Annotated in this window: 17 protein-coding genes; 10 read left to right on the top strand and 7 right to left on the bottom strand. The window is 36.7% G+C overall.

What is annotated here, in order from left to right; genetic code table 11:
- The first annotated feature begins 9 nt into the window (after nt 1-9).
- Genes WJN01_RS06385 through WJN01_RS06350 form a run of 8 tightly spaced genes read left to right on the top strand, consistent with a single transcriptional unit; the run spans nt 10 to nt 10,690 of the window.
- Nucleotides 10-1,023, top strand: coding sequence for a DUF4861 family protein (locus WJN01_RS06385; protein ID WP_445196321.1), 1,014 nt, complete (start codon nt 10-12; stop codon nt 1,021-1,023).
- Nucleotides 1,024-1,044: 21 nt separating this feature from the next.
- The gene (locus WJN01_RS06380) at nt 1,045-2,274 is read left to right on the top strand and encodes a glycoside hydrolase family 88/105 protein (protein WP_445196320.1); all 1,230 of its coding nucleotides are present in this window, start codon (nt 1,045-1,047) and stop codon (nt 2,272-2,274) included.
- A gap of 18 nt (nt 2,275-2,292) precedes the next feature.
- Nucleotides 2,293-3,921 (top strand): glycoside hydrolase family 43 protein, encoded by a 1,629-nt coding sequence (locus tag WJN01_RS06375; protein ID WP_445196319.1) that lies wholly within the window; start codon nt 2,293-2,295, stop codon nt 3,919-3,921.
- 2 nt (nt 3,922-3,923) lie between these two features.
- Entirely contained in the window at nt 3,924-5,615 is a 1,692-nt protein-coding gene (locus tag WJN01_RS06370) for a glycoside hydrolase family 28 protein (RefSeq protein ID WP_445196318.1), read from the top strand.
- Nucleotide 5,616: 1 nt separating this feature from the next.
- Nucleotides 5,617-8,112 (top strand): glycoside hydrolase family 95 protein, encoded by a 2,496-nt coding sequence (locus WJN01_RS06365; RefSeq protein ID WP_445196317.1) that lies wholly within the window; start codon nt 5,617-5,619, stop codon nt 8,110-8,112.
- A 1-nt stretch (nt 8,113) separates the two neighbouring features.
- On the top strand, nt 8,114-8,959 hold the full coding sequence (locus WJN01_RS06360; protein WP_445196316.1) for a rhamnogalacturonan acetylesterase: 846 nt from the start codon (nt 8,114-8,116) through the stop codon (nt 8,957-8,959).
- Entirely contained in the window at nt 8,959-9,930 is a 972-nt protein-coding gene (locus WJN01_RS06355) for an alpha/beta hydrolase fold domain-containing protein (RefSeq protein ID WP_445196315.1), read from the top strand. The genes WJN01_RS06360 and WJN01_RS06355 overlap by 1 nt, the downstream gene beginning before the upstream one ends.
- The gene (locus WJN01_RS06350) at nt 9,920-10,690 is read left to right on the top strand and encodes a rhamnogalacturonan acetylesterase (RefSeq protein ID WP_445196314.1); all 771 of its coding nucleotides are present in this window, start codon (nt 9,920-9,922) and stop codon (nt 10,688-10,690) included. The genes WJN01_RS06355 and WJN01_RS06350 overlap by 11 nt, the downstream gene beginning before the upstream one ends.
- Before the next feature lie 65 nt (nt 10,691-10,755).
- Here the strand turns inward: WJN01_RS06350 and pelA are convergent, their stop codons facing one another.
- Nucleotides 10,756-12,372, bottom strand: coding sequence for a pectate lyase (pelA, locus tag WJN01_RS06345; protein ID WP_445196313.1), 1,617 nt, complete (start codon nt 12,370-12,372; stop codon nt 10,756-10,758).
- Between the two features lie 292 nt (nt 12,373-12,664).
- On the opposite strand from pelA, the gene WJN01_RS06340 reads away from it, so the two are divergent.
- On the top strand, nt 12,665-13,741 hold the full coding sequence (locus WJN01_RS06340) for a LacI family DNA-binding transcriptional regulator (protein WP_445196312.1): 1,077 nt from the start codon (nt 12,665-12,667) through the stop codon (nt 13,739-13,741).
- Nucleotides 13,742-13,811: 70 nt separating this feature from the next.
- On the opposite strand, the gene WJN01_RS06335 is transcribed toward WJN01_RS06340, so the two are convergent.
- The 6 genes from WJN01_RS06335 to kduI all read right to left on the bottom strand — a co-directional run bounded on the left by WJN01_RS06335 (nt 13,812) and on the right by kduI (nt 21,384).
- Nucleotides 13,812-15,419, bottom strand: coding sequence for a UxaA family hydrolase (locus tag WJN01_RS06335; RefSeq protein WP_445196311.1), 1,608 nt, complete (start codon nt 15,417-15,419; stop codon nt 13,812-13,814).
- Nucleotides 15,420-15,449: 30 nt separating this feature from the next.
- Nucleotides 15,450-16,895, bottom strand: a complete 1,446-nt coding sequence (locus tag WJN01_RS06330) for a tagaturonate reductase (RefSeq protein ID WP_445196310.1) — start codon at nt 16,893-16,895, stop codon at nt 15,450-15,452.
- Between the two features lie 55 nt (nt 16,896-16,950).
- Nucleotides 16,951-18,252, bottom strand: coding sequence for an MFS transporter (locus WJN01_RS06325; RefSeq protein WP_445196309.1), 1,302 nt, complete (start codon nt 18,250-18,252; stop codon nt 16,951-16,953).
- A 62-nt stretch (nt 18,253-18,314) separates the two neighbouring features.
- Nucleotides 18,315-19,721, bottom strand: a complete 1,407-nt coding sequence (uxaC, locus tag WJN01_RS06320) for a glucuronate isomerase (RefSeq protein ID WP_445196308.1) — start codon at nt 19,719-19,721, stop codon at nt 18,315-18,317.
- 24 nt (nt 19,722-19,745) lie between these two features.
- Nucleotides 19,746-20,540: a gluconate 5-dehydrogenase gene (locus WJN01_RS06315; RefSeq protein WP_445196307.1), complete on the bottom strand. Its 795-nt coding sequence runs from the start codon at nt 20,538-20,540 to the stop codon at nt 19,746-19,748.
- Nucleotides 20,541-20,544: 4 nt separating this feature from the next.
- Nucleotides 20,545-21,384 carry a 5-dehydro-4-deoxy-D-glucuronate isomerase gene (gene kduI / locus WJN01_RS06310; protein ID WP_445196306.1) on the bottom strand — a complete coding sequence of 280 codons (840 nt, stop codon included), beginning with the start codon at nt 21,382-21,384 and terminating at the stop codon, nt 20,545-20,547.
- 553 nt (nt 21,385-21,937) lie between these two features.
- On the opposite strand from kduI, the gene WJN01_RS06305 reads away from it, so the two are divergent.
- Nucleotides 21,938-25,440, top strand: a 3,503-nt coding sequence (locus WJN01_RS06305) for a M14 family zinc carboxypeptidase (protein ID WP_445196305.1), incomplete at its 3' end; no start/stop codon positions are given.

Genomic DNA, 25,440 nt, shown 5'->3' with positions numbered 1-25,440 from the left:
AATTAACACATGAAAAAATTAGCAATTTTATCAATTGTATTTTTAAGTCTAATCTCTTGTAAAGAGAAAAAGTCTGATTCAGAAACTGTTACTACAGAGGAAGTTTCAGAGGAAATAGTTCCACAAAAAACCTATGCAGAAATTTCTATTGCCCAAGATGGTGAGTGGGTTGACGGTTCCAGAGGGCATAAGGAATACAATGCCAGTACTTCTTTCAAAAACGTAGATTCGCTTCATGTACCAAAAGAACATACAGACCATTCATGGTTTATCCGTTATGAAGGACCTGGTTGGGAAAATAGTCAGGTTGGCTATCGTTTATATTTAGATTGGAGAAATGCCATCGATATTTTTGGCAAAAAGGCAGATTCAATTGTGCTGCCATATGTTGGCCAAGATGGATTTGATTCGTACCACGAACCATCCCCTTGGGGACAAGATATCCTTAAGGCTGGAAATTCTATGGGCATTGGTGGTTATGGTCGAGTTGTTGCCGATTCTGTAGTTCATTTTCAAACCGTTAAAAACACCTTGGCTACAATTGAAAATTCAGAAGGCAGTTCTTCGGTTAACATTTCATATGAAGGATGGAAATCTGGAGATGACTCTATCGATTTAAAAGCTAAATTGACTATTTTTCCAAACGATAGATTCACAAAAGCGGAGCTTTCACCATCAAAAGAAATTACAGGTATTTGCACAGGAATTGTAGACCACGGTGTCACTATCCACAAAAAAGAAGGTGAAAAATGGGCATACGTTGCCACTTATGGGCAACAAACTTTGGCAAGTCCGCCGGACAATTTAGGAATGGCACTTTTTTACAAATTGGATGAAGTGGCAGAACAAAAAAAGGGCGATTATGAACATTTGGTAATTTTCAAACCAACCACTGGAACCATTACCTATTACTTTTTGGCTGCTTGGGAGCAAGAACTTAACGGCATAAAAACTGAAGACGCTTTCTTGACAGATTTAAACCTGAAGTTGCAATCATTAAACAATACGAATTCAATTAACTAAACTATAAAAATGACATCTAAAATGAAATATTTTGCAGGCTTTGCCACGGCTTTAGTATTGTTTACATCCTGCAAAGACTCAAAAAAAGAAAACACCCAAGATGAAACGACAACTGTTGAAAAAGTTGTTCCCGAAACTTTAAAATGGTCTGAGCGTATGATGCTTTCAGAAATTGAACGTTTCCCGGAAGCTACAAAACTAGATTTTGCAACAAGGGCTCGTTGGACATATACTCCAGGTTTAGTTTTAAGTGCATGCTCCAGAGTTTATGAACAAACAAAAAAGCAAGAGTATTACGATTATATTTATGACTATGCCGATACGCTGATTGATAGTACAGGAACCATTGATACATATAGCTTAGAAAAGCAAAATCTGGATATGATTAAATCTGGAGATGTTTTGTTGTTCCTCTACCCTATTACCAAAGAAGAACGCTTCTTAAAAGCCATGCAAACCTTGGATAGCCAATTGGAATCGCAACCAACAACATCAGATGGTGGCTATTGGCACAAAAAAATATACCCTTACCAAATGTGGTTAGACGGACTTTACATGGCTGAACCATTTCACACACGTTATGCAAGGGATTATGTTGAAGATGAAGAAAAAAAGGAAAAAATTTACGAGCATGCGGTACTTCAATTCGATTTGATTCAGAAACACAGTCGTGATGAAAAATCAGGCCTACTTTACCATGGTTGGGATGAAAGCAAAGAACAACGTTGGGCAAACAAAGAAACAGGTAACTCACAACATTTTTGGTCCCGTGGTATGGGCTGGTACGGTATGGCTATGGTAGATGTTCTAGACTTTTTACCAGAAAACCATCCCGGACGGGAGCGTATTATTAAATATCTAAACCAATATGCAGAAGCTATTACCAATGTTCAAGATGAATCTGGTTTATGGTGGCAAGTTTTAGATCAAGGTGACAGAGAAGGTAATTACCTTGAAGCAACTGGGACATCTATGTTTACTTATACCTTTGCCAAGGGTGTTCGCAAAGGATATTTACCAGAAAAATATTTAGATGTGGCAAAAAAATCATATCAAGCATTGCTTGACAAGTTAGTTTCCGTTGAAGAAAACGGCGTGGTTAACCTAAACCAATGTTGTGCCGTTGCTGGTTTAGGTGGAAATCCATACAGAGATGGTTCTTTTGAATACTATATAGGTGAAAAAATTCGTTCTAACGACCCTAAAGGAACAGGTCCGTTCATTATGGCTAGCTTAGAACTGGATAAATAAAATTACCCTTACTTTATAATGAAGTTCAAGCTGTTTATATTCTCATTACTAGCCTATAACCTATTATTAGCACAAATCAACAAACCTTACATTTCAGAGGTTTGGGTGGCCGATAACGGTGATGGAACTTACAATAACCCCATCATATATGCCGATTATTCAGACCCAGATGTGGTTCGCGTTGGCTATGATTATTATATGACCGCTTCTAGCTTTAATGTCGCTCCAGGCTTACCCATACTTCATTCAAAAGATATGGTAAACTGGACATTGATTAATCATGCTTTAGAAACTCAAGTACCCGAGGAGACATTTAATATGCCACAACATGGCAACGGTGTGTGGGCTCCAGCCATTCGCTACCATAAAGGTGAGATTTACATCTATTGGGGCGATCCCGATTTTGGTATTTACATGGTTAAGACTAAAGATCCTTACGGAAAATGGGATGAACCTGTTTTGGTAATGGAAGGCAAAGGACTTATAGATCCTTGTCCGCTTTGGGATGATAATGGTGATGCCTACTTAGTTCACGCCTATGCAGGGAGCCGTCGAGGCGTGAAAAGTTTGTTATCAGTCAATAAAATGAATACTGAAGGCACAAAAGTTATAGATAAAGGCATACATGTATTTGACGGACACGACAACCACGATACCGTTGAAGGTTCAAAATTTTATAAACGAAACGGTTATTACTACATTTTTGCTCCGGCAGGAGGCGTAGCCACAGGCTGGCAACTAATTTTACGCTCAAAAAACATTTATGGACCGTACGAAGAAAAAGTAGTTTTAGAACAAGGTAGCACGGACATAAATGGACCCCATCAAGGTGCTTGGGTTGATACACCCGATGGGGAATCATGGTTTTACCACTTTCAAGATGTTGATGCCTACGGAAGAATTGTGCATTTGCAACCCATGACTTGGAAAAACGATTGGCCGATTATGGGAAAAGATTTTGATGGAAATGGCATTGGCGAGCCCGTAAAATCGCATAAAAAACCAAATATAGGGAAATCTTATGCCGTTGAAAATCCAGTTGAAACTGATAATTTTGATGGATTCAATATAGGATTGCAATGGCAATGGCATGCCAATAACGATGTAGTTTGGCACGCCAAATTACCTGGAAATGATTACTTGCGTTTATTTTCAATAAAAGTAGATGAAGATGCCGCTAACCTATGGATGGCCCCCAACTTATTGTTGCAAAAATTTCCTGCGCCCAGCTTTACGGCTTCAACAAAGATTACGTTAATCCCCGAAGAAGCAAAGAGTGGAAAAACTTCTGGACTCATTGTTATGGGCATGGATTATGCAACCTTAAGCATTTCTCACGATGAAAATGGTTTCTTTCTTAACCAAACAGAAGCCCTTAAAGCTATTGATGGTGCTGCTGAAGTTACTAACGAAACCGTAAAACTAAAATCAAACACAGCTTATTTTAAGGTTGAAGTTACAGCGCCAAATGCCATGTGCCAGTTTTTATATTCTGAAAATGGTAAAAAATTCAAAAAAATAGGTAAACCATTTAAAGCCAAAGAAGGAAAATGGATTGGCGCTAAAGTAGGCCTATTCAGTATTAGTCCACAAGAAGCCAAACGCGGCGGATATGCAGATGTAGATTACTTTACTATAACTAAATAATTATGCAATCATCAATATTAAAATTAGGGTTAATTTGTTTAACCCTTTTTTGTTCAAAACTTTTAGTAGGACAATCAACGAACGTTATAAACGAAAATGAAATATACGAAGGCATTGAGTTTGAAATGCCTAAGGTGAAAACCACTAGCTTTCCAAAATATACTGTTTACATCAATGATTTTGGTGCTAAAAGTGGAGGCCTATTTAAAAACACTGAAGCTTTTGAAAAAGCAATAGAAAATGTAAACTCAAAAGGTGGTGGAAAAATAATTGTCCCGCGTGGTATTTGGTTAACCGGTCCTATTACCTTTAAAAGCAATGTTAATATTCATTTAGAAGACGGTTCCCTAATTCTATTTAGTGATGATTTTGATGATTACCCACTTATAAAAACAAGTTTTGAAGGCTTAAACACGGTTAGAAACATTTCACCCATTAATGCCAATAATGTTGAAAACATTGCTATAACCGGTACTGGCATCATTGATGGTAATGGCGATGCGTGGCGCCCTGTTAAAAAATCAAAAATGACAGATGGCCAATGGAAAAAATTAGTGAGTTCTGGTGGCGTTCTTTCAACCGATAAAAAAATCTGGTTTCCAAGTGAAGGTGCAAAAAATGGCTACGAAGGCACCTCAAACTTTAACGTTCCAGATTTAATTAGTGATACAGAACTACAATCGGTTAAAGATTATTTACGCCCTGTGATGGTGAGTTTGATTAATTCTAAACGCATTCTTTTGGATGGCCCAACGTTTCAAAATTCACCAGCTTGGAACATTCACCCTTTAATGAGTGAAGATATCATTATAAGAAATTTAAGTGTTAGAAATCCATGGTATTCACAAAACGGCGATGGTCTGGATTTAGAATCGTGCAAAAATGTTTTGATTTACAACAATACTTTTGATGTTGGTGATGACGCCATCTGCTTTAAGTCGGGTAAAAACAAAGACGGTAGAAAAAGAGGTATGCCCACCGAAAATGTTATCGTTAAAAATAATGTGGTATATCACGCTCATGGCGGTTTTGTTATAGGTAGTGAAATGTCTGGTGGAGTAAGAAACGTGCACGTGTCAAACTGTACATTTTTGGGTACCGATGTAGGTTTGCGGTTTAAAAGTACGCGCGGCCGTGGCGGAGTTGTTGAAAATATTTACATCTCTAATATCGATATGATTAATATTCCAACCGAAGCCATTCGTTTTAATATGTTTTATGAGGGAAACTCCCCTGTTCTCGAAGACGACCAAAATGCTGAAGATGAAAAACGTGATGAAACTATGGTTCCTGTTACCGAAGAAACCCCCTCTTTCAAAAATATTTTCATGAAAAATATTAAGGTTTCCAATTCTGAAACGGCAGCTTTTTTTATGGGATTGCCCGAAATGAACCTTAAAAATGTTTCACTTAAAAACGCCATTTTTCAAACAAAAAAAGGAATAACGGCTATTGATGCCAATGGCATAACACTAACAAATGTGAAAGTCATTGCCTCAGAAGATTATGCCTTGACTATTTACAACAGTAAAAATGTAGTTTCAGAAAACTTCAGCGTTGAAGAAAGCAAAAACACTATAAAAGTCTTAGGGGCAAAAACTGAAAATATTCAATTTTCAAAATCAAATGTATCCTCAAATAATATCAAACTGGGCAAAGAATTAAACAAAAAGGCCATTAACGTCAGAAAATAAAATGAAAACCATTCCATTAAATACGTTTTATAGTCTTTTAATATTAGTACTAGTAGCTAACCTCGTTTCTTGCGATAAAACCCCGACACCAGTTAAAAACTATAACAATATTTTATGGTATTCAGAAGCCGCCAACAATTGGAATGAAGCCCTACCCATTGGAAATGGCCGTATTGGAGGTATGCTTTTTGGCGGTGTTGAAAACGATAGAATTCAACTTAACGAAGAAACTGTTTGGGCCGGAGAACCGGGCAATAACATCACCAGAGATTATTATGACGATGTAGAAAACATCAGAAAACTATTGTTTGATGGAAAATATGAAGAAGCACAAAAAATGGCTTTGGAAATTTTTCCTAAAAACACACCAAAGGACAACAATTATGGAGTTCCGTATCAAACGGTTGGAAATTTAAACTTAAATTTTTCAAACCAAGAAAACATATCAAACTACAGACGTGAATTGGATATTGAAAATGCCATTTCTACTGTAACCTACACTTCAAACGGAGTGAATTTTAAGCGTGAATATTTTGTTTCATATCCAGACCAAGTTATGGTCATTAGTCTTTCTGCAGATAAACCAAAGCAATTGAATTTTGAAGTATCGATGGATACGCCTCACAAAATCCATTCAATTTCAGCTGAAAACAATACCTTAAAACTAACAGGAACTACGGGCAATCATGAAAATAAAACAGGCAAAATTAACTTTGAAACATTACTTTATCCTAAACTAAGTTGTGGTGAATTAGAACAACAAGAATCTTCGCTTTCTATTAAAAATGCAGATGAAGTATTGCTTTTTGTTAGTATAGGAACAAACTTTAAAAATTATAAAGATTTAAGTAATTCGGCCGAAGACATAGCAAACAGCTATCTTGAAAAAATTAAATCGAAACCTTTAGAAGCTTTAAAAAATGCCCATATTTCAGACTATCAATCGCTATTCAACAGAGTATCGTTTAAGCTTGGCAAAAAAGAAAATGATTCTATCCCAACCAACAAGCGTTTAGAAAATTTTGCCGAAACTGAGGATTTATCTTTAGTATCGCTTTATTTTCAATTCGGTAGATATTTATTGATTTCATGCTCAAGGCCTGGAGGGCAGCCAGCTAACCTCCAAGGAATTTGGAATGATAAATTGTCTCCTCCCTGGGACAGCAAATACACGGTAAATATCAATACCGAGATGAACTACTGGCCAGCGGAAGTCACCAATCTCTCTGAATTGCATCAACCACTTTTTTCTATGTTAGAGGACTTGTCTGTTACCGGACAGGAAAGTGCGCGAAAAATGTATCATGCCAGAGGTTGGAACATCCATCACAATACAGATATTTGGCGCGTTGCTGGTATGATTGATGGCGGTTTTTATGGCTTTTGGCCTATGGGTGGTGCTTGGTTGACACAACATATTTGGCAGCATTATTTATTTACCGGAGATAAAGAATTTTTAAAGAAACACTATCCTGTTTTAAAGGGCAAGGCACAGTTTTACGCCGATGTTTTACAGGAAGAGCCCGAACATAATTGGTTGGTTGTTACGCCTTCCATGTCACCAGAAAACAAATACATCAACAGTGTTGGGGTTAGTTATGGCACTACCATGGACAACCAATTGGTTTTTGATGTGTTTAGCAATGTCATTGACGCATCCAAAATTTTGGATATTGATACCGAATTCGCGGATTCCATAGCTGTTTTAAAGAAGCGTTTACCACCGATGCAAATTGGTAAATACGGACAATTACAAGAATGGATTAAGGATTGGGACGACCCTGGCAGCAAACACCGTCATATTTCCCATTTATATGGTTTATATCCATCCGCACAAGTATCGCCTTTTAAAAACCCTGAATTATTCAAAGCTGCCGAACAAACTTTGGAGTTTAGAGGCGATGTTTCAACAGGTTGGTCTATGGGTTGGAAAGTGAATTTTTGGGCGCGTATGCTAAACGGCAATAGAGCTTACAAACTCATAAAGACCCAACTAACCTTGGTGGAAGATGGCACAGAATCAGGCGGCACCTATCCTAATCTATTTGATGCACACCCTCCTTTTCAAATTGACGGTAATTTTGGTTGCACTGCTGGTATAGCTGAAATGCTCGTTCAATCGCATGACGAGGCACTGCATTTGCTCCCAGCACTTCCAGATAATTGGAGTAATGGTGAAGTTAAAGGACTTAAAGCAAGAGGTGGTTTTGTAGTGGATTTAAACTGGGCAAATAACACTTTGGATGTGGTTAAAATGAAATCACAATTAGGTGGAAACCTAAGGTTAAGAACCACTGAAGTTTTAGTTGATGAAAACGGCAATGAGCTTACCAAAGCATCAGGTGAAAATGACAATGAATTTTACCGAACACCTAAAATTAAAACACCTTTAATTTCAAGTGAAGCCAATATTAAACCATTGCAACTTCCTGAATACCATGTTTATGACGTTTCAACTGAAAAAGGAAAAACCTATGATTTTTATGTTCAAAAATAAAATGATACCTAAAAATTTAATCCCCGTTTTATTAACCGTTCTTTTTCTTAACGTTACCTCGTGCAATTCAAAAAAGGAATCGGAAGTTGTTGTTGAAGAATTGAAAACTGTAACCACAGTTTACCTTATCGGCGATTCTACTATGGCCAATTATACAGGTGATTATGATATTGGAAAAGATTATATGAAAACCAGATACCCCGTTACTGGTTGGGGACAGGTTTTTCAACCTTTTTTGGTTTCAGATAGTTTAAATCAGTTAAAAAACCTCATTAAAACAGATAGTGTTTTAGTTGATGATAGAGCACGCGGCGGACGAAGCACCCGCACTTTTTTTCAAGAAGGCAGATGGCGTGCCGTTTATGAAAACCTTAAAAAAGGTGATATTGTTATCATGCAATTTGGGCACAACGATGCTGCCGAAAGCAAACCCGAACGCTATGTAAATATTGAAGGTTACAAGGAATTTTTAAGGTTGTATGTCAGCCAAACAAGGCAGAAAGGTGCCATTCCCATTATTTTAACTCCTGTGGCTAGAAACTACCCTTGGAAAGATGATAAGCTGGAAGATGTTCACGGCGAATACGATAAAGCTCCAAAAGATGTTGCCAAAGAAATGAACGTTTGTCTTATCGATTTAAACTTAAAGTCTAGAGAATTTTTTACGAAGAAAGGAAAAGACTTTGTATCTCAAAATTACTTTATGAATTTGCCACCCAACACTTATGAAGCTTACCCTGACGGGCAAAGGGACAACACTCATTTTCAACCAAAAGGTGCTACCGTTGTGGCTGGTTTGGTTTTTGATGGTTTAAAAGAAATAAATTCAGATTCAAACAATAAATAATGATGAAGAGGTTTCTGTGCTCATTTGGGGTTTTATTAATTTTTGGAAGCACGCTTTTCGCCCAAAAAAAGGAAGACTATCAACCTTATACCATAGAAAACACCTATCAAAAACTAAAAAAGTATTACCCAAATATCAAGCCAATAGTGCCGTTGGTTTCAGACAAATTCAAGTACAAAGAAGATATTGTCTATAAAAAAACGCCAACATCAAAACTAAAGTTAGACGTTTATATTCCTAATACGAATAACCGAAAAGAAACATTTCCAGCGGTTTTACTCATTCATGGTGGCGGTTGGCTTACGGGAAGCAAGGAAAATGAACGCATCATGGCGCAACATTTAGCCTTAAATGGCTATGTGGGTATTTCTGTTGCTTACCGATTAGGGCTTGAAGCCCCTTATCCTGCCGGAGTAAACGATTTAAAGGATGCCATTGTTTGGACAAAAAAAAATGCAAAAAAATATAATATAAATCCAGATAAAATTGCCGTGTTGGGAGCATCGGCTGGGGCGCAGCTTGCTACACTCATTGGAGTAACTCCAGATTCAAATTTATATAATACTGATGAAAAAATATCAAATGAAGTGCAAGCCATTGTAAATGTTGATGGCATTGTATCGTTTGTTCACCCGGAGGCTTCAGCTGAGTCTAAACCAGGAAAAAAATCGATGGGAGGCATTTGGCTAAACGGTGAAAAAGATGAAAATTTTAAAACCTGGAAAGAAGCATCGCCACTTGAATATATTGGAGCAAATACACCACCTATTCTTTTTATTAACAGCTCGCATGCGCGCTTTCATGCCGGACGTGATGATATGATTAACATATTAAACAAACATGGTATTTATAGTGAAGTCCATACGCTTCCTGAAAGTCCACATTCCTTTTGGCTGGTCCATCCTTGGTTCGAAACCACATTAAGCTATACCGTAAATTTTCTAAATAAAACTTTAAAAAATGAAAAATAACGTTCTAAAATACATTTTTCTCCTACTTTTCTTTTCGCATTTAGCCTATGCTCAAGAAGAACAAAAAATCAAAATTTATCTTGTGGGTGACTCCACTATGTGTTTATATGATGAAAGCCAATTTCCCCAAGAAGGTTGGGGCATGCCGTTTGTCCATTTTTTTGATGATACCGTAATCATTGAAAATCATGCCAAAGGTGGAAGAAGTTCGCGCTCGTTTATCCAAGAAAACCGTTGGCAACCCATTGTCGATTCTTTGAAAACAGACGATTATGTTTTGATACAATTTGGACACAACGATGCGCAGAACTCCAAAAACCATCCAGATAGAAAAACAACACCTGAGGAGTATAAAAGATATATTGAAAAATACATTAACGAAACGCGAGCTAATGGCGCCAATCCTATAATTATAAGCCCAGTTACCCGATGGAAATTTGATTCTGAAGGTAAAGCTGAAGAATCTCATGCGCCATACTTACAAGCTCTTTTAGAGGTTGCTGAAGAATTAAATGTACCTTTCATAGATTTGGACACAAAAAGCCGCGAACTTCTTGATAAAATGGGAAAAGAATGTTCAAGATATCTTTATATGTATTTTGAACCAGGCGAGTATTTCAAATTTCCCGATGGCTACCCAGACAATACACACTTTACAGAATTTGGTGCTAGAAAAATGGCTGAAATTGTATTGAATGAAATTATTGCGCAAGATTTAGAATTGGCTAAACGTGTTATAAAGCCTTATAAAAGAAATTAAATTGACTAAAAATAAAAAAGCCGCTTGATTAAGCGGCTTTTTTCAACTACTAACTCAAATAAAAATTAAATACCATGCTTATTCTTCCAAGCCGCGTATTCTGAACTTATTAAATTTTTCGGCCATGTGCCATACCAGGCGTAACCATTTCTACGCTCGAAACTTATCTCTGCTATTGTTTTTCTTGGTCCACCACCCTCGCTATCTGACTTTCTACTACAGAAAAACGGCTCATTAGGTCCAAATGTATTAAATAATGACTCATATTCATGACCTGCATAATTATCTAAAGTGTAAAATCTAGCCCATATTTCATTGCCCGGAGCTTCTACCAACACTTTATCACCACCTTGATCCACTAAAGCATAGCCAACAATCTTAACAGCTTCAAACCAAGCTACTGCACTGTTTACGGCATCAATTACTTCTGATGATGGATTATCTAAAGTCATTAATAATCTTGCAACACCAACTGATTCAGATCCGCTATTTGAGGCCAATTCATAATCCCTTGCATCTGCTGGCGCTAAAGTAACGGCATCATGCTGCGCACACCAGGCTGTTTTTGCACCGTTAATTATAACTTGAGTGTCCAAAATAACTTGAATACCTTTGTCAAAAGCTGTTTGCGCTTGCGCTACATAACTTTCATCTATTAAATTTAGGTTATTTTGTCTCAAGAAAATATCTCGCATTAAATTCATAACATTGCTCATTGCATTGTCATTAAACGTTATGTGCCTACTATAACCCGTTGGCTGAATTGGATAAATTTGAGGCCATCCGCCATTATCATACTGAGCTTCGAAAACCCAATCTATACCTCTAATTGCGGCATCTAAATAAGCTTGATTACCAGATACCTGATAAGAGGTTAGCAAAATTCTAATTTCACCAATGGTATGGTTGTTATCTATCGTGGTATCAACCTTATCTTTCCTTGCCGCTTCGGCAAGCTCTGTTGCATTTTGTTCTCTATCATAACCTGAAAAATCATTATGGTACTTAGGCCAACCTCCATTGTTTCTTTGGAAGAGTAAAACATTCTCAGCTCTTAATATGGTAATTGCAATTCCAGAAATAGTAATATCCAATTCACCTTTAATGCCACTGCCGTCAATAGATGAAGCTGTAACCTTTATAGTTCCATTCTTTTTTGGAGTCAATAGCCCGTCATTACCAATGGCTGCCACAGTATTATCTGAAACCGACCAAGTTACTACTTTGTTAGTAGCGTTGGTTGGTAAAACTTCAACCGTAAATTGTAAAGGCTTACCATCATTAATATTATTTCCAATAATATTAATACTTTCAACAAGAACAACTGGCGCAGTAACACCTGAAATATTTACAGCTTTTTTATCTGAAACACCAGAGCCATCATTTGCTGTAGCGGTAACTATTATAGTGCCATTTTTAATAGGGCTTAAAAGTCCAGTATTTGAAATCGAAGCAACATTTTCGTCTGAAACACTCCAAGTAACAGACTTATCAGTAGCATTATTCGGTAATACGTCTAACGTAAGCTGTTTGGCTGTGCCATTAGTAATATTGCTACCATTAATAACAATTGTCTTTACCTTAATATCGTTCGTTTCTTCAACAGCATCACTGTCACTACTACAAGCAGTAAAAAAAGTAAGTCCAATCGTTAATATAAATAGTCCTTTTAATTTTTTCATTTAGTTAATAAATTTATATTACGTTGACATACATATAATGTAATCGATTACAATAATAAGGAAATTTAGTGTCTCTTAAAATAAAATTAATGTTAAATTTTCAATTCTCATTGTTTGCCTCTCAACTAAAGCATATATGGATATTTCAATATTTTTGTTGATTTTAGTTCTTATTTAAAATAAAATACTATATTTATGTAATCGATTACTCAGCACCCAAAAACACTTCATGAATACTTTGCCATAATTATTACAAAAAAAGCGTATTTTCGCCTCATCATTTTTAAGGCTTATGAGTAAAAAAACCACCATTTACGATATTGCAAAAAAACTTAATATTACTGCTGCCACAGTTTCAAGAGCATTAAACAATAACCCGAAAATAAGTGAAGCCACCAGAGAACTGGTACTTAAAACGGCCGCAAAAATGAATTATGAGCAAAACAGATTAGCTCAAGCATTAAAAAGTGGTAAAAGCTATAATGTTGGTGTTATTGTTCCTCGAATTGATTCTAATTTCTTTGCTTCTGTAATTCGTGGAATAGAAGAGGAATTATACCCTATGGGCTACCATGTTATTATTTGCCAAACCCACGATCAAAAAAGTCTGGAATTGACAAATATCAATTCTTTGCTCAATGCGCAAGTAGATGGTGTAATTATGTCTGTATCTAATGTCAATGATGCCGATATTGTAAATCCAGACACGGATACAAAGGTTATAGAGGATGACATTTTTAATAACCTTATTAAAAAAAATGTACCGCTCATATTTTTTGATAGAAAGAAAGATATTAAAGGCGTAAGCTCAGTGGTTATTGATGACTTTAAAGGGGCTTACGATGCAACTCAACACCTAATTGACCAAGGAAAAAAACGAATTGCCCATTTATCCAATAATAGGGATATGGAAATATTCAAAAATAGGTATTTGGGCTACAAACAGGCTTTGATTGATAATGGAATTGAATTTGATGAAAGTTTGGTTATAGAATGTTATAGTAAAGTACCTGATGGCAGAAAAGTGACTCAAAAACTTTTGGCTATGGAGACACCGCCCGATGCTATTTTTTCCGTGAGTGATTTTTCGGCACTTGGAGCCATTAAAGAAATTTTAGACCAAGGATTGAGAATTCCTGAGGATATTAGCGTTGTTGGTTTTAGTAACGAACCTTTTACAAAGTTTATGGAGCTTTCAATAACTTCAGTTGACCAGTCCCCTACTGAGATGGGTCGAATTGCAGCTAAAGTGTTTTTGGAGGAAGTTGAAAATGGCAATAACGTAAAATCTGAAAAGCATGTGGTTTTAAGCCCTGAATTAATGATCAGAAAATCTTCTCTTTCAAAATCTTCTGCTATAACAGTCTAAAATTTAAAAGCTTACAATAAAAAAAAGGCCAAGATTAATCTTGGCCTTTTTTTTAACACTTAATTTTATTTTATAAAGAAACACCCCTTTTCCAAGGAATAAAGTCGTCTTGGCTCAACAGTTTGGCTTTGGTTTTTATTCTTCCGCTAGCCACCTCAATGATGAAATCCAACATTTCTTCAGCCATCTCATCGATTGTTTTTTCTCCCCGTATTACTGCTCCAGTTTCAATGTCTATAATATCGGACATTTTTTCTTTTAGTTCGGTATTTGAAGACACTTTGATTATTGGCGCTATAGGGTTTCCAGTTGGTGTACCTAAACCTGTTGTAAACAACACTACATTAGCTCCAGAACCTACTAGACCAGTTGTGCTCTCTACATCGTTTCCTGGGGTACACAATAAGTTTAACCCAGGCTCATGTATATATTCAGCATAGTCCAACACACTAACTACAGGCGAAGTTCCTCCTTTTTTGGCGGCTCCGGCCGACTTCATGGCGTCGGTAATCAATCCATCTTTAATGTTTCCTGGTGACGGGTTCATATCAAAACCAGAACCTGCAGCGACAACCGATTTTTCATAGGACTTCATCAGTTCTAAAAATTTCTCGCCATCTTTGTCGTTCACACATCGGTTAACCAATTCTTGTTCCACACCACATAGCTCAGGGAATTCGGCTAAAACAGCGGTACCCTTTAAAGCTACCAATAAATCTGAAACTGCTCCCAAAGTAGGGTTTGCGGAAATACCTGAAAAACCATCAGAACCTCCACATTCTAAACCAACTTTTAATTTAGATAACGATGCGGGTTTACGTTCAATTTTATTGGCTTCTTTCATGGCCAAAAACGAATCCTTAACTATGGTTGAAAGCATTTCATCTACTGTACCCATTTGTTGCTGTTCGTATATTAAAACAGGCTTATTTAAGTTTGGGTTAATGGCATCTAACGCGTCCTTAAAAATACTTATCTGTAAATTTTGGCATCCTAAGCTTAATACAGTAGCCCCCGCTACGTTAGGATTGTTAACGTAACCAGCCAAAAGTTTAGCCAATACTTCTGAATCTTGACGAATACCTCCGCAACCTCCAGGATGTGTAATAAATTTTACGTCCAGATTTTCAAAAACATCTTTAGATTCCTCAACAACATCAACATCATCACCTCCACTTACCAATGAGCGTAACAACATTTGGTGCGGATTTACTTTTTTCTTTAAAAGTTCCTTTTCAAATATTTCCTTGAGTTTTTCAATGTTTTTGTTTTCGCAGAAGACCAACGGAAAAAACAACCAAACGTTTTCTGTTCCAACCTGCCCATCTTCCCTGTGGTAACCCATAAAGGTTCTTTCTTTCCACTTCTCTACATTTGGCGGTGTCCAACTAAAAGATTCTGTTTTACCAAATACCTTTTCACTTTGATGTTTCACATTATTGATGGTCAGCACATCCCCTTTTTCAATGGCGCCATTTGCAGAACCAACCAAAACACCATACATAATGATCCTGTCTCCAGACTCAAACCTTTCCAAAGCTATTTTGTGCTTTGATTTGACATCCGAAAGAATCTTAATGTCTTCTCCTTCAAAAGGTATAACCTCTCCAGCTTTTAAATTGACCAAAGCAACAGCAACGTTGTCTGATGAATTTACTTTTATAAGTTTCTTTTGCATCCCTAAAATTGCATTAATTTTTACTTTTCTCTAGTAGGTTTTACTGTAATTAGCAAAACCTTCTTCTATTCCATTAGCTTCAATTTCTTTTAAAGCTAAGGCAACGGCATCGGTTAAGTTTGCAACTTTCGTTAAATCTTGCCCCCAATATTCTTCTATGCTAAGCGCTTGGTTTGCCACTTTATCAAAATCATTGGATTCCCAAATTTTAGCAAAGTTAGCTACAATATCATCACCATCTTGTACCGGAAGTGTTTCACCATTCCAAGTGCCTTTATAGAAGCGTATTAAACAAGCAAAAGCAAATGTTAAATTGGTTGGAATTTTACCATGAACATCAACATAGCCCAATAAACTTGGCAATACCCTTACGGTGAATTTTGAAATGGAGTTTAAGGCAATGCTTGATAAGTTATGAATTATAAATGGATTTCTAAAACGGTCGAATATTTCATCAGCGAAACTGTTCAATTCATTTCTGTCCATTTCCAAGGTATCAATAATCTCGTTGAAAACAGCCTCGTTTATAAATTTACCTGTAAAATCATTATCTACAGATTGTTTTACAGTTCTGTTACCATAAAGATAAGAGAATGGCACCATTGCAGTATGTGCACCGTTTAAAATACGCACTTTTCTTGTACGGTACGGCTGCATGTCATCAACAATCTTAACATCCAAATCTGTCTTATCAAATGGAAGCTTTGCCTTCAGGTCATCACCGCCTTCTATAACCCACAATAAAAACACTTCCGCAGCTACTATTAAATTATCGGCATAATCAAGTTGTGCGTTATATTCCTCAATTTCATCTTTTGGATAACCTGGCACAATTCTATCCACCAATGTGCTATGGAACGCATTGCTTTCTAAAATCCAGTTTTTAAAATCATCACCCAAATTCCAATCTGAAATGTATTTTAAAATGATTTCCTTCAAGGTTTCAGAATTATGGTTAATAAGTTCACATGGTATAATGGTCAAACCTTTACTGGCGTCACCATTAAAATGTTTAAACCTTTCATGCAAGAGTACGGTTAGTTTTGCTGGAAATGAACTTGGTGGTTGCATGTTAGCAGTATCAGAACTTACGTATGCAATTCCAGCCTCAGTGGTATTGGAAATGACAAATTCCAACGACTCTTCTTTGGCCAAGCTTAAATAATCACTGAAATCAGCATAAGGGTCTACTGCTTTTACAATGTTATCAATCAGCTCTACTTCCTGAATTTCCTTTCCTTTTTTTACACCTTTCATAAAAAGTGTATACAAACCATCTTGGTCATTCAACATCTTAACAAGACCTCTATCTATAGGCTGAACAACGGCAATCCCCGCATTAAAATTTGCTTTTTTATTTAATTCTTGAAAAGCATAATCAATAAAGGCCCTCAAAAAGTTACCTTCGCCAAACTGCACTATTTTAATAGGACGTTTTGCTTCTAGTCCTAAGTTTGCTCTATTTAGTTTTTTCATTTTTCTTTAAAACTCTAAAATCAATAATTGTTCATTTTTTAACAAACCTAATTTTCTACTCTTTAATTAGGTTTAAATTTTCATCAAGCGGTGTCATTTTAGGCATTAATAAATGTACCAATCCTAATATGATTAGGTAACATGAACCAGCTACCAAAAATGCCCAGAAATAACCTGAGTTTCCTGCCTGATCTAAAACAGAGCCCAGTAAGGCATCAGCAATAATACCTGCAACGGCTCCAATCATTCCACCAATTCCAACAACTGATGCTGTAGCTTTTTTAGGAAACACATCAGAAGCCAGAGTGAAAATATTAGCAGACCATGCTTGGTGCCCTGCAGCCCCTAGTCCAATTAAGAAAATGGCCAACCACTTATTATCCGTAATAGCCACTATGGCAACGGGTAAGATTATTAAAGCACATATTAACAATGTTGTTTTTCTTGCTTTGTTGACAGACCAACCTTTTCTCATAAACACCCCTGAAAGGTAACCACCTAAAATACTTCCGCCATCAGCCATAATATAAATCACAAAAAATGGCAATGCTATATCATGAATATTCACACCAAAAGTATCGTGCAAGAATTTTGCCCCCCAAAATAAGTAGAACCACCATACGGCGTCAGTAACCTTTGCCAATCCAAATGCCCATGTTTGGCGTTTTCCCAACACACTGCTCCATGGCAATTTTTCTTCAGATTCTACTTTACCAGAATCGCTTTGTATGTAATCCAGTTCCTCTTTTGATAGGCGTGGATGAACTTCTGGCTTTTTGTAGGTTCTGAACCATAAAAAAACCCACAATGCACTTAAAGCACCAGTGATTAAAAACGGGATTTGCCAGTTTTTACCATTTTCGTGGACAATCCAACCCACAACAAAAGGAGCGGCAATAGCACCAACACTGGTTGCGGCGTTGAACAAACCTGTTGCGAATGCGCGGTCCTTTTTAGGAAACCATTCTGCGGTGGTTTTAATTGCTGCTGGGAAGTTTCCAGATTCACCAAAACCTAAACCAAATCTAGCCGCTGCAAAACCAATAACACTCCAACCAGGACGCACTACAGCATGAAGCATACCAAACAAACTCCATAGCCCGATTGACAAAACATATCCCTTTTTAGTGCCAAGACGATCTATTAAGCCACCCATTGAAAGCATACCGATAGCATACGCCACTTTAAAAGATATCATTATGTTTGCATAATCAGTATTCGTCCATCCGAACAATTTTTCTAAAGTTGGTGCCATCACACCTATAATACTTCTATCAAAATAGTTGATGGTTGTAGCAAACATTAATAGTGCTAAAATCCTGTAACGATAGTTACCTATCTTTTTTGTTTCACTCATAATTAATTTAGTTTAGTTTGCACAGCTAATCTTGTAAAAACTTACCTTGGTTAAGCAATGCTTTATTTAAAATTGAAATATTCTTTGGCATTATTATAACTAATATCGGAAACGATTTTACCAATCCATTCCATTTCCTCTTTTGGAAGTTCACCTCGTTGAATTTCATCTCCTAAAAGGTTACAAAGTAAACGTCTGAAATATTCATGTCTTGGAAATGACAAGAAGCTACGTGAATCGGTAAGCATACCAATAAAACAACTTATTAATCCCATATTAGAAAGGGCATTCATTTGCTTGGTCATACCATCTTTTTGGTCTAAAAACCACCATCCGGAACCCCATTGTACTTTTCCCTTTACGCTACCATCGTTAAAGTTACCTATCATGGTTGCCATAACTTCGTTGTCTGCAGGATTCAAATTATAGAGTATGGTTTTTGTTAATTTATCCTTTGTGTCCAAAGCATTTAAAAATGCTGCTAGTTTTTCAGCTTGTGGATAATCACCTATGGAATCCCACCCTGTATCTGGTCCCAAAATTCGGTGCATACGGGCATTGTTGTTTCTTAATGCCCCTAAATGAAACTGCTGAACCCAACCAAACTCATGGTAAGTTTCAGATAAGTAAACCAATACAGCACTTTGGAATTTCAGTTCTTCTTCATTTGACAAAGTTTTTCCTGAAATATACTTTTTGAGAATTGAATCAGCTTCGCTTTCAGTGTAGTTTTCAAAATAAATTTGATTTAATCCGTGATCACACAATCTACAGCCATTATCATGGAAAAACTGTATTCTGTTTCTTAGGGCATCGCATAAACTTGAAAAAGATTTAATCTCAACTCCCGCTGATTTTCCCAATTCTTCCAAATACCCTTTGTAGCCTTCTCCTGAGATTAAAATGGCCTTATCAGGTCTAAAAGCTGTACTAACCTTAAAGCCCAAATCTTCTTTAGCCATTTTTTGGTGATATGGCAATGTGTCAATCGGGTCTTCGGTAGTACAAACCAATTCGGCATTAACTTTTTTGAGCAAGCCTCTGCAACTATAACCATCAGAATTTAACTTTTCTTGAGTGATATCCCATACTTTTTCAGCGGTCTTCTCACTTAACAAATCCGTAACACCAAAATATCTGGCCAATTCTAAATGCGTCCAATGATAAAGTGGATTACGCATGGTATAAGGCACAGTTTTAGCCCAGTTTAAAAACTTATCTTTATCTGAACCATCACCCGTTATAAATTTTTCGTTTACACCAAGTGTTCTCATGGCTCGCCATTTGTAATGGTCGCCATTAATCCAAACATTAGTAATGTTGCTGAAGGTTTTGTCCTCTGCAATTTGTTGCGGAGGTAAATGGTTGTGATAATCTATTATTGGTTGGTTTTTCGAATAATTATGATATAATTCTTCGGCGTATTTATTTTCCAATAAAAAATTATCGTGAATAAATGTCTTACTCATTTTTTAGTGAAATTAGTTTGTTATTTAGTTTTCGTTAGCTGGTTTTCCAATAGTTGCCAAAATACCTCCATCAACATATACAATCTGTCCGCTTACAAAATCGCTGGCCTTTGAGGCAAGAAAGATGGCAGCACCCTGTAAATCTTCTGGGTCTCCCCAACGCCCTGCTGGAGTTCTTCCTATAATAAAATCATTAAATGGATGCCCATCAACACGAATTGGCGCGGTTTGACTCGTAGCAAAATATCCTGGGCCAATGCCGTTTACTTGAACATTGTGTTTGGACCATTCTGTTGCCATATTTCTGGTCAACATTTTTAAGCCTCCTTTTGCTGCTGCATATGCTCCAACGGTATTCCTTCCAAGCTCACTCATCATGGAGCAGATATTGATAATCTTACCTTCACCTCTTTGTATCATGCCTTTTACGACATGTTTTGACATGATGAATGGACTTACCAAGTCGACTTTTATAACTTGCTCGAAATCGGAAACTTCCATATCTTCCAAAGGGGTTCTTTTAATAATTCCGGCGTTGTTTACCAGAATACCGATTTGGCCAACTTCCTTTTCAATCTTGTTGATATTTTCAATTACTTGAGATTCATCAGTGACATCAAACAGATAACCGTAAACGTTCAGTCCTTCCGACTTATATTCCGCAACTGCTTTGTCCAATTTTTCTTGAGAAGAAGCTCCGTTCACAACCAAAGTTGCACCCGCTTTACCAAGTCCCATCGCCATGGCCATACCTAAACCGTGCGTTCCACCCGTGATTAATGCCACTTTTCCTGTAAGGTCAAATAAGTTTATAGACATAATTTTACCTTAATTCATTAATTTTACAAACATCCATATCGCCATAATCCAAATTTTCTCCTGCCATGCCCCAAATAAAGCTATAAGCACTAGTTCCTGAACCTGAATGAATTGACCATGGAGGTGAAATTACAGCTTCGTTATTGCCCATCCAAATATGTCTGGTCTCGGTTGGCTCACCCATGAAATGGCAAACAGCTTGATCGGAAGGAACCTCAAAGTAAAAATAAACCTCCATTCTTCTGTCATGTACGTGGGCTGGCATGGTATTCCAACTGCTGCCCGTTTTTATGGACGTCATACCCATTTGCAACTGGCATACATCTACCACGCTATTTACTATATATTTTCTTAACGTACGGGCATTAGCCGTTTCAGGAGAACCAAGTTCAATAGTCTCAACATCTTGTTTACCTATTTTTTTATTTGGATATGCTTTGTGCGCTGGAGTTGAATTGATGTAGAATTTTGCAGGGCTATCCGAAGATTTACTCGAAAAAACAACATTTTTGTTTCCTTGACCTAAGTAAAGTGCTTCTTTATTATCAATATCATGAGTTGTTCCATCAACAGTTATTGTTCCGGCTCCACCAATATTGATAACGCCCATTTCTCTTCTCTCCAAAAAATAAGAAGCCTTTAAGGGGTCGATGACCTCGAGCGAAACGCCCTTTTTCATAGGTACAACACCAGCCACCATAAACCTGTCATAATGTGTATAAACCCAATGGATATCGTCCTCTCTAAAAAGGTTTTGGATTAAAAATTCTTTGCGAAGTTGTTGTGTGTCGTATCGTTTAACTGCCTCAGGACCCGAAGCATACCTCATGTCATATTCTTTCATTGTTCAGATATTTTATGTAATCGATTACACAAAAATAATACATTTAAATGAATTACCAAGTGTTTTTAATGTGTTTATTAGTTTACAATCGAAATTACAATGATTAATTTAGTTTATTTGATTTAAAAGGTCATCACAAAAAATTATAATGGAAAAAATGAGTATGATTCATTCCAATTTTACTTGTATTCACAACCATTTTTAAAGGATTGCCAAGATAAAATATATTTTCATTTTAAGCTAATAATGTTGAACTATCTTCGTGACTATTTATAATTTTTAATCTCCCATTTAAAATTCTATCAAATTAAACTTGATGACAAAAGATATAATTTTTCTAATAATTTATAAATATATTACTACAAAAAAATTTAAAACCTATAAAACATTATAATTAAGCAAGGTTACATCTAAAATTTCAAGTAACTGTTTTTCAATGTTTTAAAGATTATAGATATTTAAAATATTGCATTTCATCGATTTTTTTTGCATTTCATAGATTATTTTGAATTAATATTCTATTTTAGCCCTCAAATTCATTAACCCAAATCTGATGAAAAAAATTACCTTCTCTCGAAATTTTCTTTTCCTTTTTTTAGCATTCTTATTGCTTCTAAATTATTCATACTCTCAAAACTCAGATTATGCATCAAAAAGAATATCGATAAGCACCCCTTCTATTTATACTCTTGAACAAATTCAAAAGGCTGGCATAGATTTGAATTGCGGACCAAAATTTATTAATAATAATTTGGTTCTAGAAGTGAGTTATTCCGAAATACTCGCTCTTCAAAGTCAAGGTGTAAGTTATAATATAATTATTGATAACTTATCAAAGTATTACGAAGAAAGAAATGCTATCGAGCTCCCCAAGGCAAAAGCTGAATTGGAGTTGGCTAAGCAAAAAGCAAGACTTCAAAAATCTAGTAAAAAATCAAATAACAATTCACTGCAAGGTAAGACTTTAAGCTTAAAAACCAGTACCGTAAACAACCCTGCGCAACATGATGAATGTGATGAAATAGATTGGGTTGAACCTACTAACTACAAATTGGGTAGTATGGGTGGAGCATTTACCTTGAGTGAAGCTTACGCCGAGCTTGATTTGATGCGCACCTTATATCCTAATTTAATATCAGTCAGAACGGACGCCTCTACTTCAGGTACTACCACTCATGGAAATACTACGGGAGGCACAACGTGGGCAGGACAACCTATATACTATGTTAGAATATCTGACAACCCAGACATTGACGAAGCCAACGAGCCCGAAACTTTAATAACAGGTGCTATGCACGCTCGTGAGGTTAGTAGTGTAATGAACACGTTTTACTTTATGTGGTATATCCTTGAAAATTATAGCACGGATCCCTTCATAAAGAATTTAGTTGATAATCATGAAATTTATGTGATGCCTATTAGTAACCCTGATGGGTATAGATGGAATGAGGTTATTGCACCTTCTGGAGGTGGATTACAACGAAAAAACTTAAGACCAGGCGTTGCAGATAGCGGAACTACAAGCACTTCAAACAACGTCAGAGGTATTGATTTAAATAGAAACTTTGATTATTACTGGGGCTGGGACAATTCTGGTTCCTCACCTACAATGAGTAGTAATACCTATCGTGGTGCATCAGCAGGTTCTGAACCCGAAACCCAAATCGTCAAGGAATTTATAACAAGTCACGATATAAAAGTTGCCGTGAACCATCATGGTGGCTTAAATTCTATTGTTACGTCATCCTATAATGGCTTTGTATCTGCAGCTGATTCTGGTAGAGAAGATGAATATTCCAAAATATGCCATGATTTAACACAGTACAACAGATATATTTATGGTTCTGCACCCAACACTTTGTACGAAGCGAATGGAGATGTAAATGATTGGATGTTGGGCGGTCCAGCAGTAACTTCAGGTGGACAAACAAGTTCTGGTTCAGGAAAAGATGTTTTGGCTTTTGCACCTGAAAATGGTGATGATTTTTGGCCTACTCCTACTGTAATCACTGAAATTGCAAAACGTGCTATGAGAATGAATTTTATTTCAGCAATTCATTCCGGAAAATTTGCAAAACTGCACGATTTAAACACAAGCGATATTTCATCGACCTCTGGAAACTTAACTTTTGGAGTTGAATATTTAGGAAAAACCTATGATGATATTACTTTAACAGTTACCCCTGTTTCTGCTAATATAACTTCAATGACATCGCCATCTGTTCAAACTGCATGGTCAAAACTAGAACAACGCAATTTAAGTATTCCTTACACTTTAGACGCTGGTATTCAACCAAATGACGAAATAGAATTTCAAGTAACGTTAAGCAACAGCGATTTTATAATTTACCAAGCGAACTTTGTAAAATACTACCAACCAACAGTTATCTTCCAAGACAACGACACAAATATTTCAAATTGGACAACCTCTGGCGGTTCATGGGGTACTACGGCTGATGCTTACGCTGGATCAATTGCAATAACAGACTCTCCTTCTGGAGCTTACGCAAATAACGAAAATAAAACCATTACGTTAAATTCAGTTATCGACTTATCAAGTTCAACTCAAACTGTAGTGCAGTTTTACGCCAAATGGGAGTTGGAGAGAAACTATGATATGGTTCAGATTGAAGCTAGCACAAATGGCGGGGGTACCTGGACGGCATTATGTGGAAGATATAATAAACCTGCGGCAACATCACTAACAAATTACCACTTAAATAAAACCACTGGAACCCACCAATCAACAAATGGAGATATTATTTATGATGGGGATAGCATGGATAAGTGGGTAATGGAAGAAATTCTAATTAACAGTGATGACAATAATTTTTTATTAGGACAATCAAATGTACAGTTCAGGTTTAGATTTAAAACCGATAGCTCAAACAGAGAAGATGACTTAACTACTACTTTTGATGGCTTTATTTTTGACGATTTCAAAATTATTGACATTCAAATCCCTTGTAACAGTTCCACTCCTCCTACCAATCTATCTGCAAGTTCAATAACTACGGTTTCAGCTGATCTAAGCTGGGATAACATACCATCTGCTACTTTCGATATTAGATACAAACTAACCAGCTCTGGAACGTGGACTGAAATAACCGATTTATCAACAAATAGTTATTCATTATCTGGTTTAATATCTTCCTCAGATTACGAAGTACAAGTTAGAACCAGATGTATAACCAACACATCTTCATATAGTTCTTCCTCATATTTTACGACAGCTACCCCCGTTCCATGTACTGGAACTTCAATTAGCTCGTTTCCTTATTCTGAAAATTGGGATGGTGGTATTGGCGACTGGACACAAGACACTTTAGATGATGGAAATTGGACATCAAACTCAGGTGGCACCGCCTCTGGAAACACAGGGCCATCTGATGATATTACAGGTGGAGGAAATTACTTTTACACTGAAGCGTCAAACGGTTCAGACCCTGGAACCAATGCAACAGTAAATCTAATTAGCCCTTGTTTTGATTTCACAAACTACTCATCACCTTCATTTACATTCTATAGACATATGTATGGAAGTAATATGGGAACATTGGCTTTGGAAGTTTCCATCGATAATGGTTCTAATTGGAATTCATTATTTTCTTTAAGTGGGGATCAAGGCAATGCATGGGCACAAGAAACTATTGATTTAAGCTCATATGCTGGTCAAGTTATAAAACTAAGATTTGTTGGTACGACTGGAAGTGGCTTTAGAAGTGACATGGCTGTTGATGAACTAAATTTAACAGCTAACCTTGTTGCTGCTTCCACTTGGTATGCAGATACTGATGGCGATGGATTTGGTGACTCAGGCGTAAGCCAAGTAGCTGTTTCACAACCTTCGGGATATGTGGCAGACAATACCGATTGTGACGACTCTGACCCTGCGGTGAATTCAGCTGCAACAGAGATTCTTTACGACGGTATAGACAACGACTGTAACCCGGCAACGCCTGACACGGTGGACGCTGACGGCGACGGTGAGAACTCCGATACCGATTGTGACGACTCTGACCCTGCGGTGAATTCAGCTGCAACAGAGATTCTTTA

Source organism: Tamlana sedimenti (assembly GCF_038148895.1).
GTDB lineage: Bacteria > Bacteroidota > Bacteroidia > Flavobacteriales > Flavobacteriaceae > Tamlana.
Note: the sequence above shows the minus strand (reverse complement) of the source record. Positions and strands in the feature narration are given on the sequence as shown.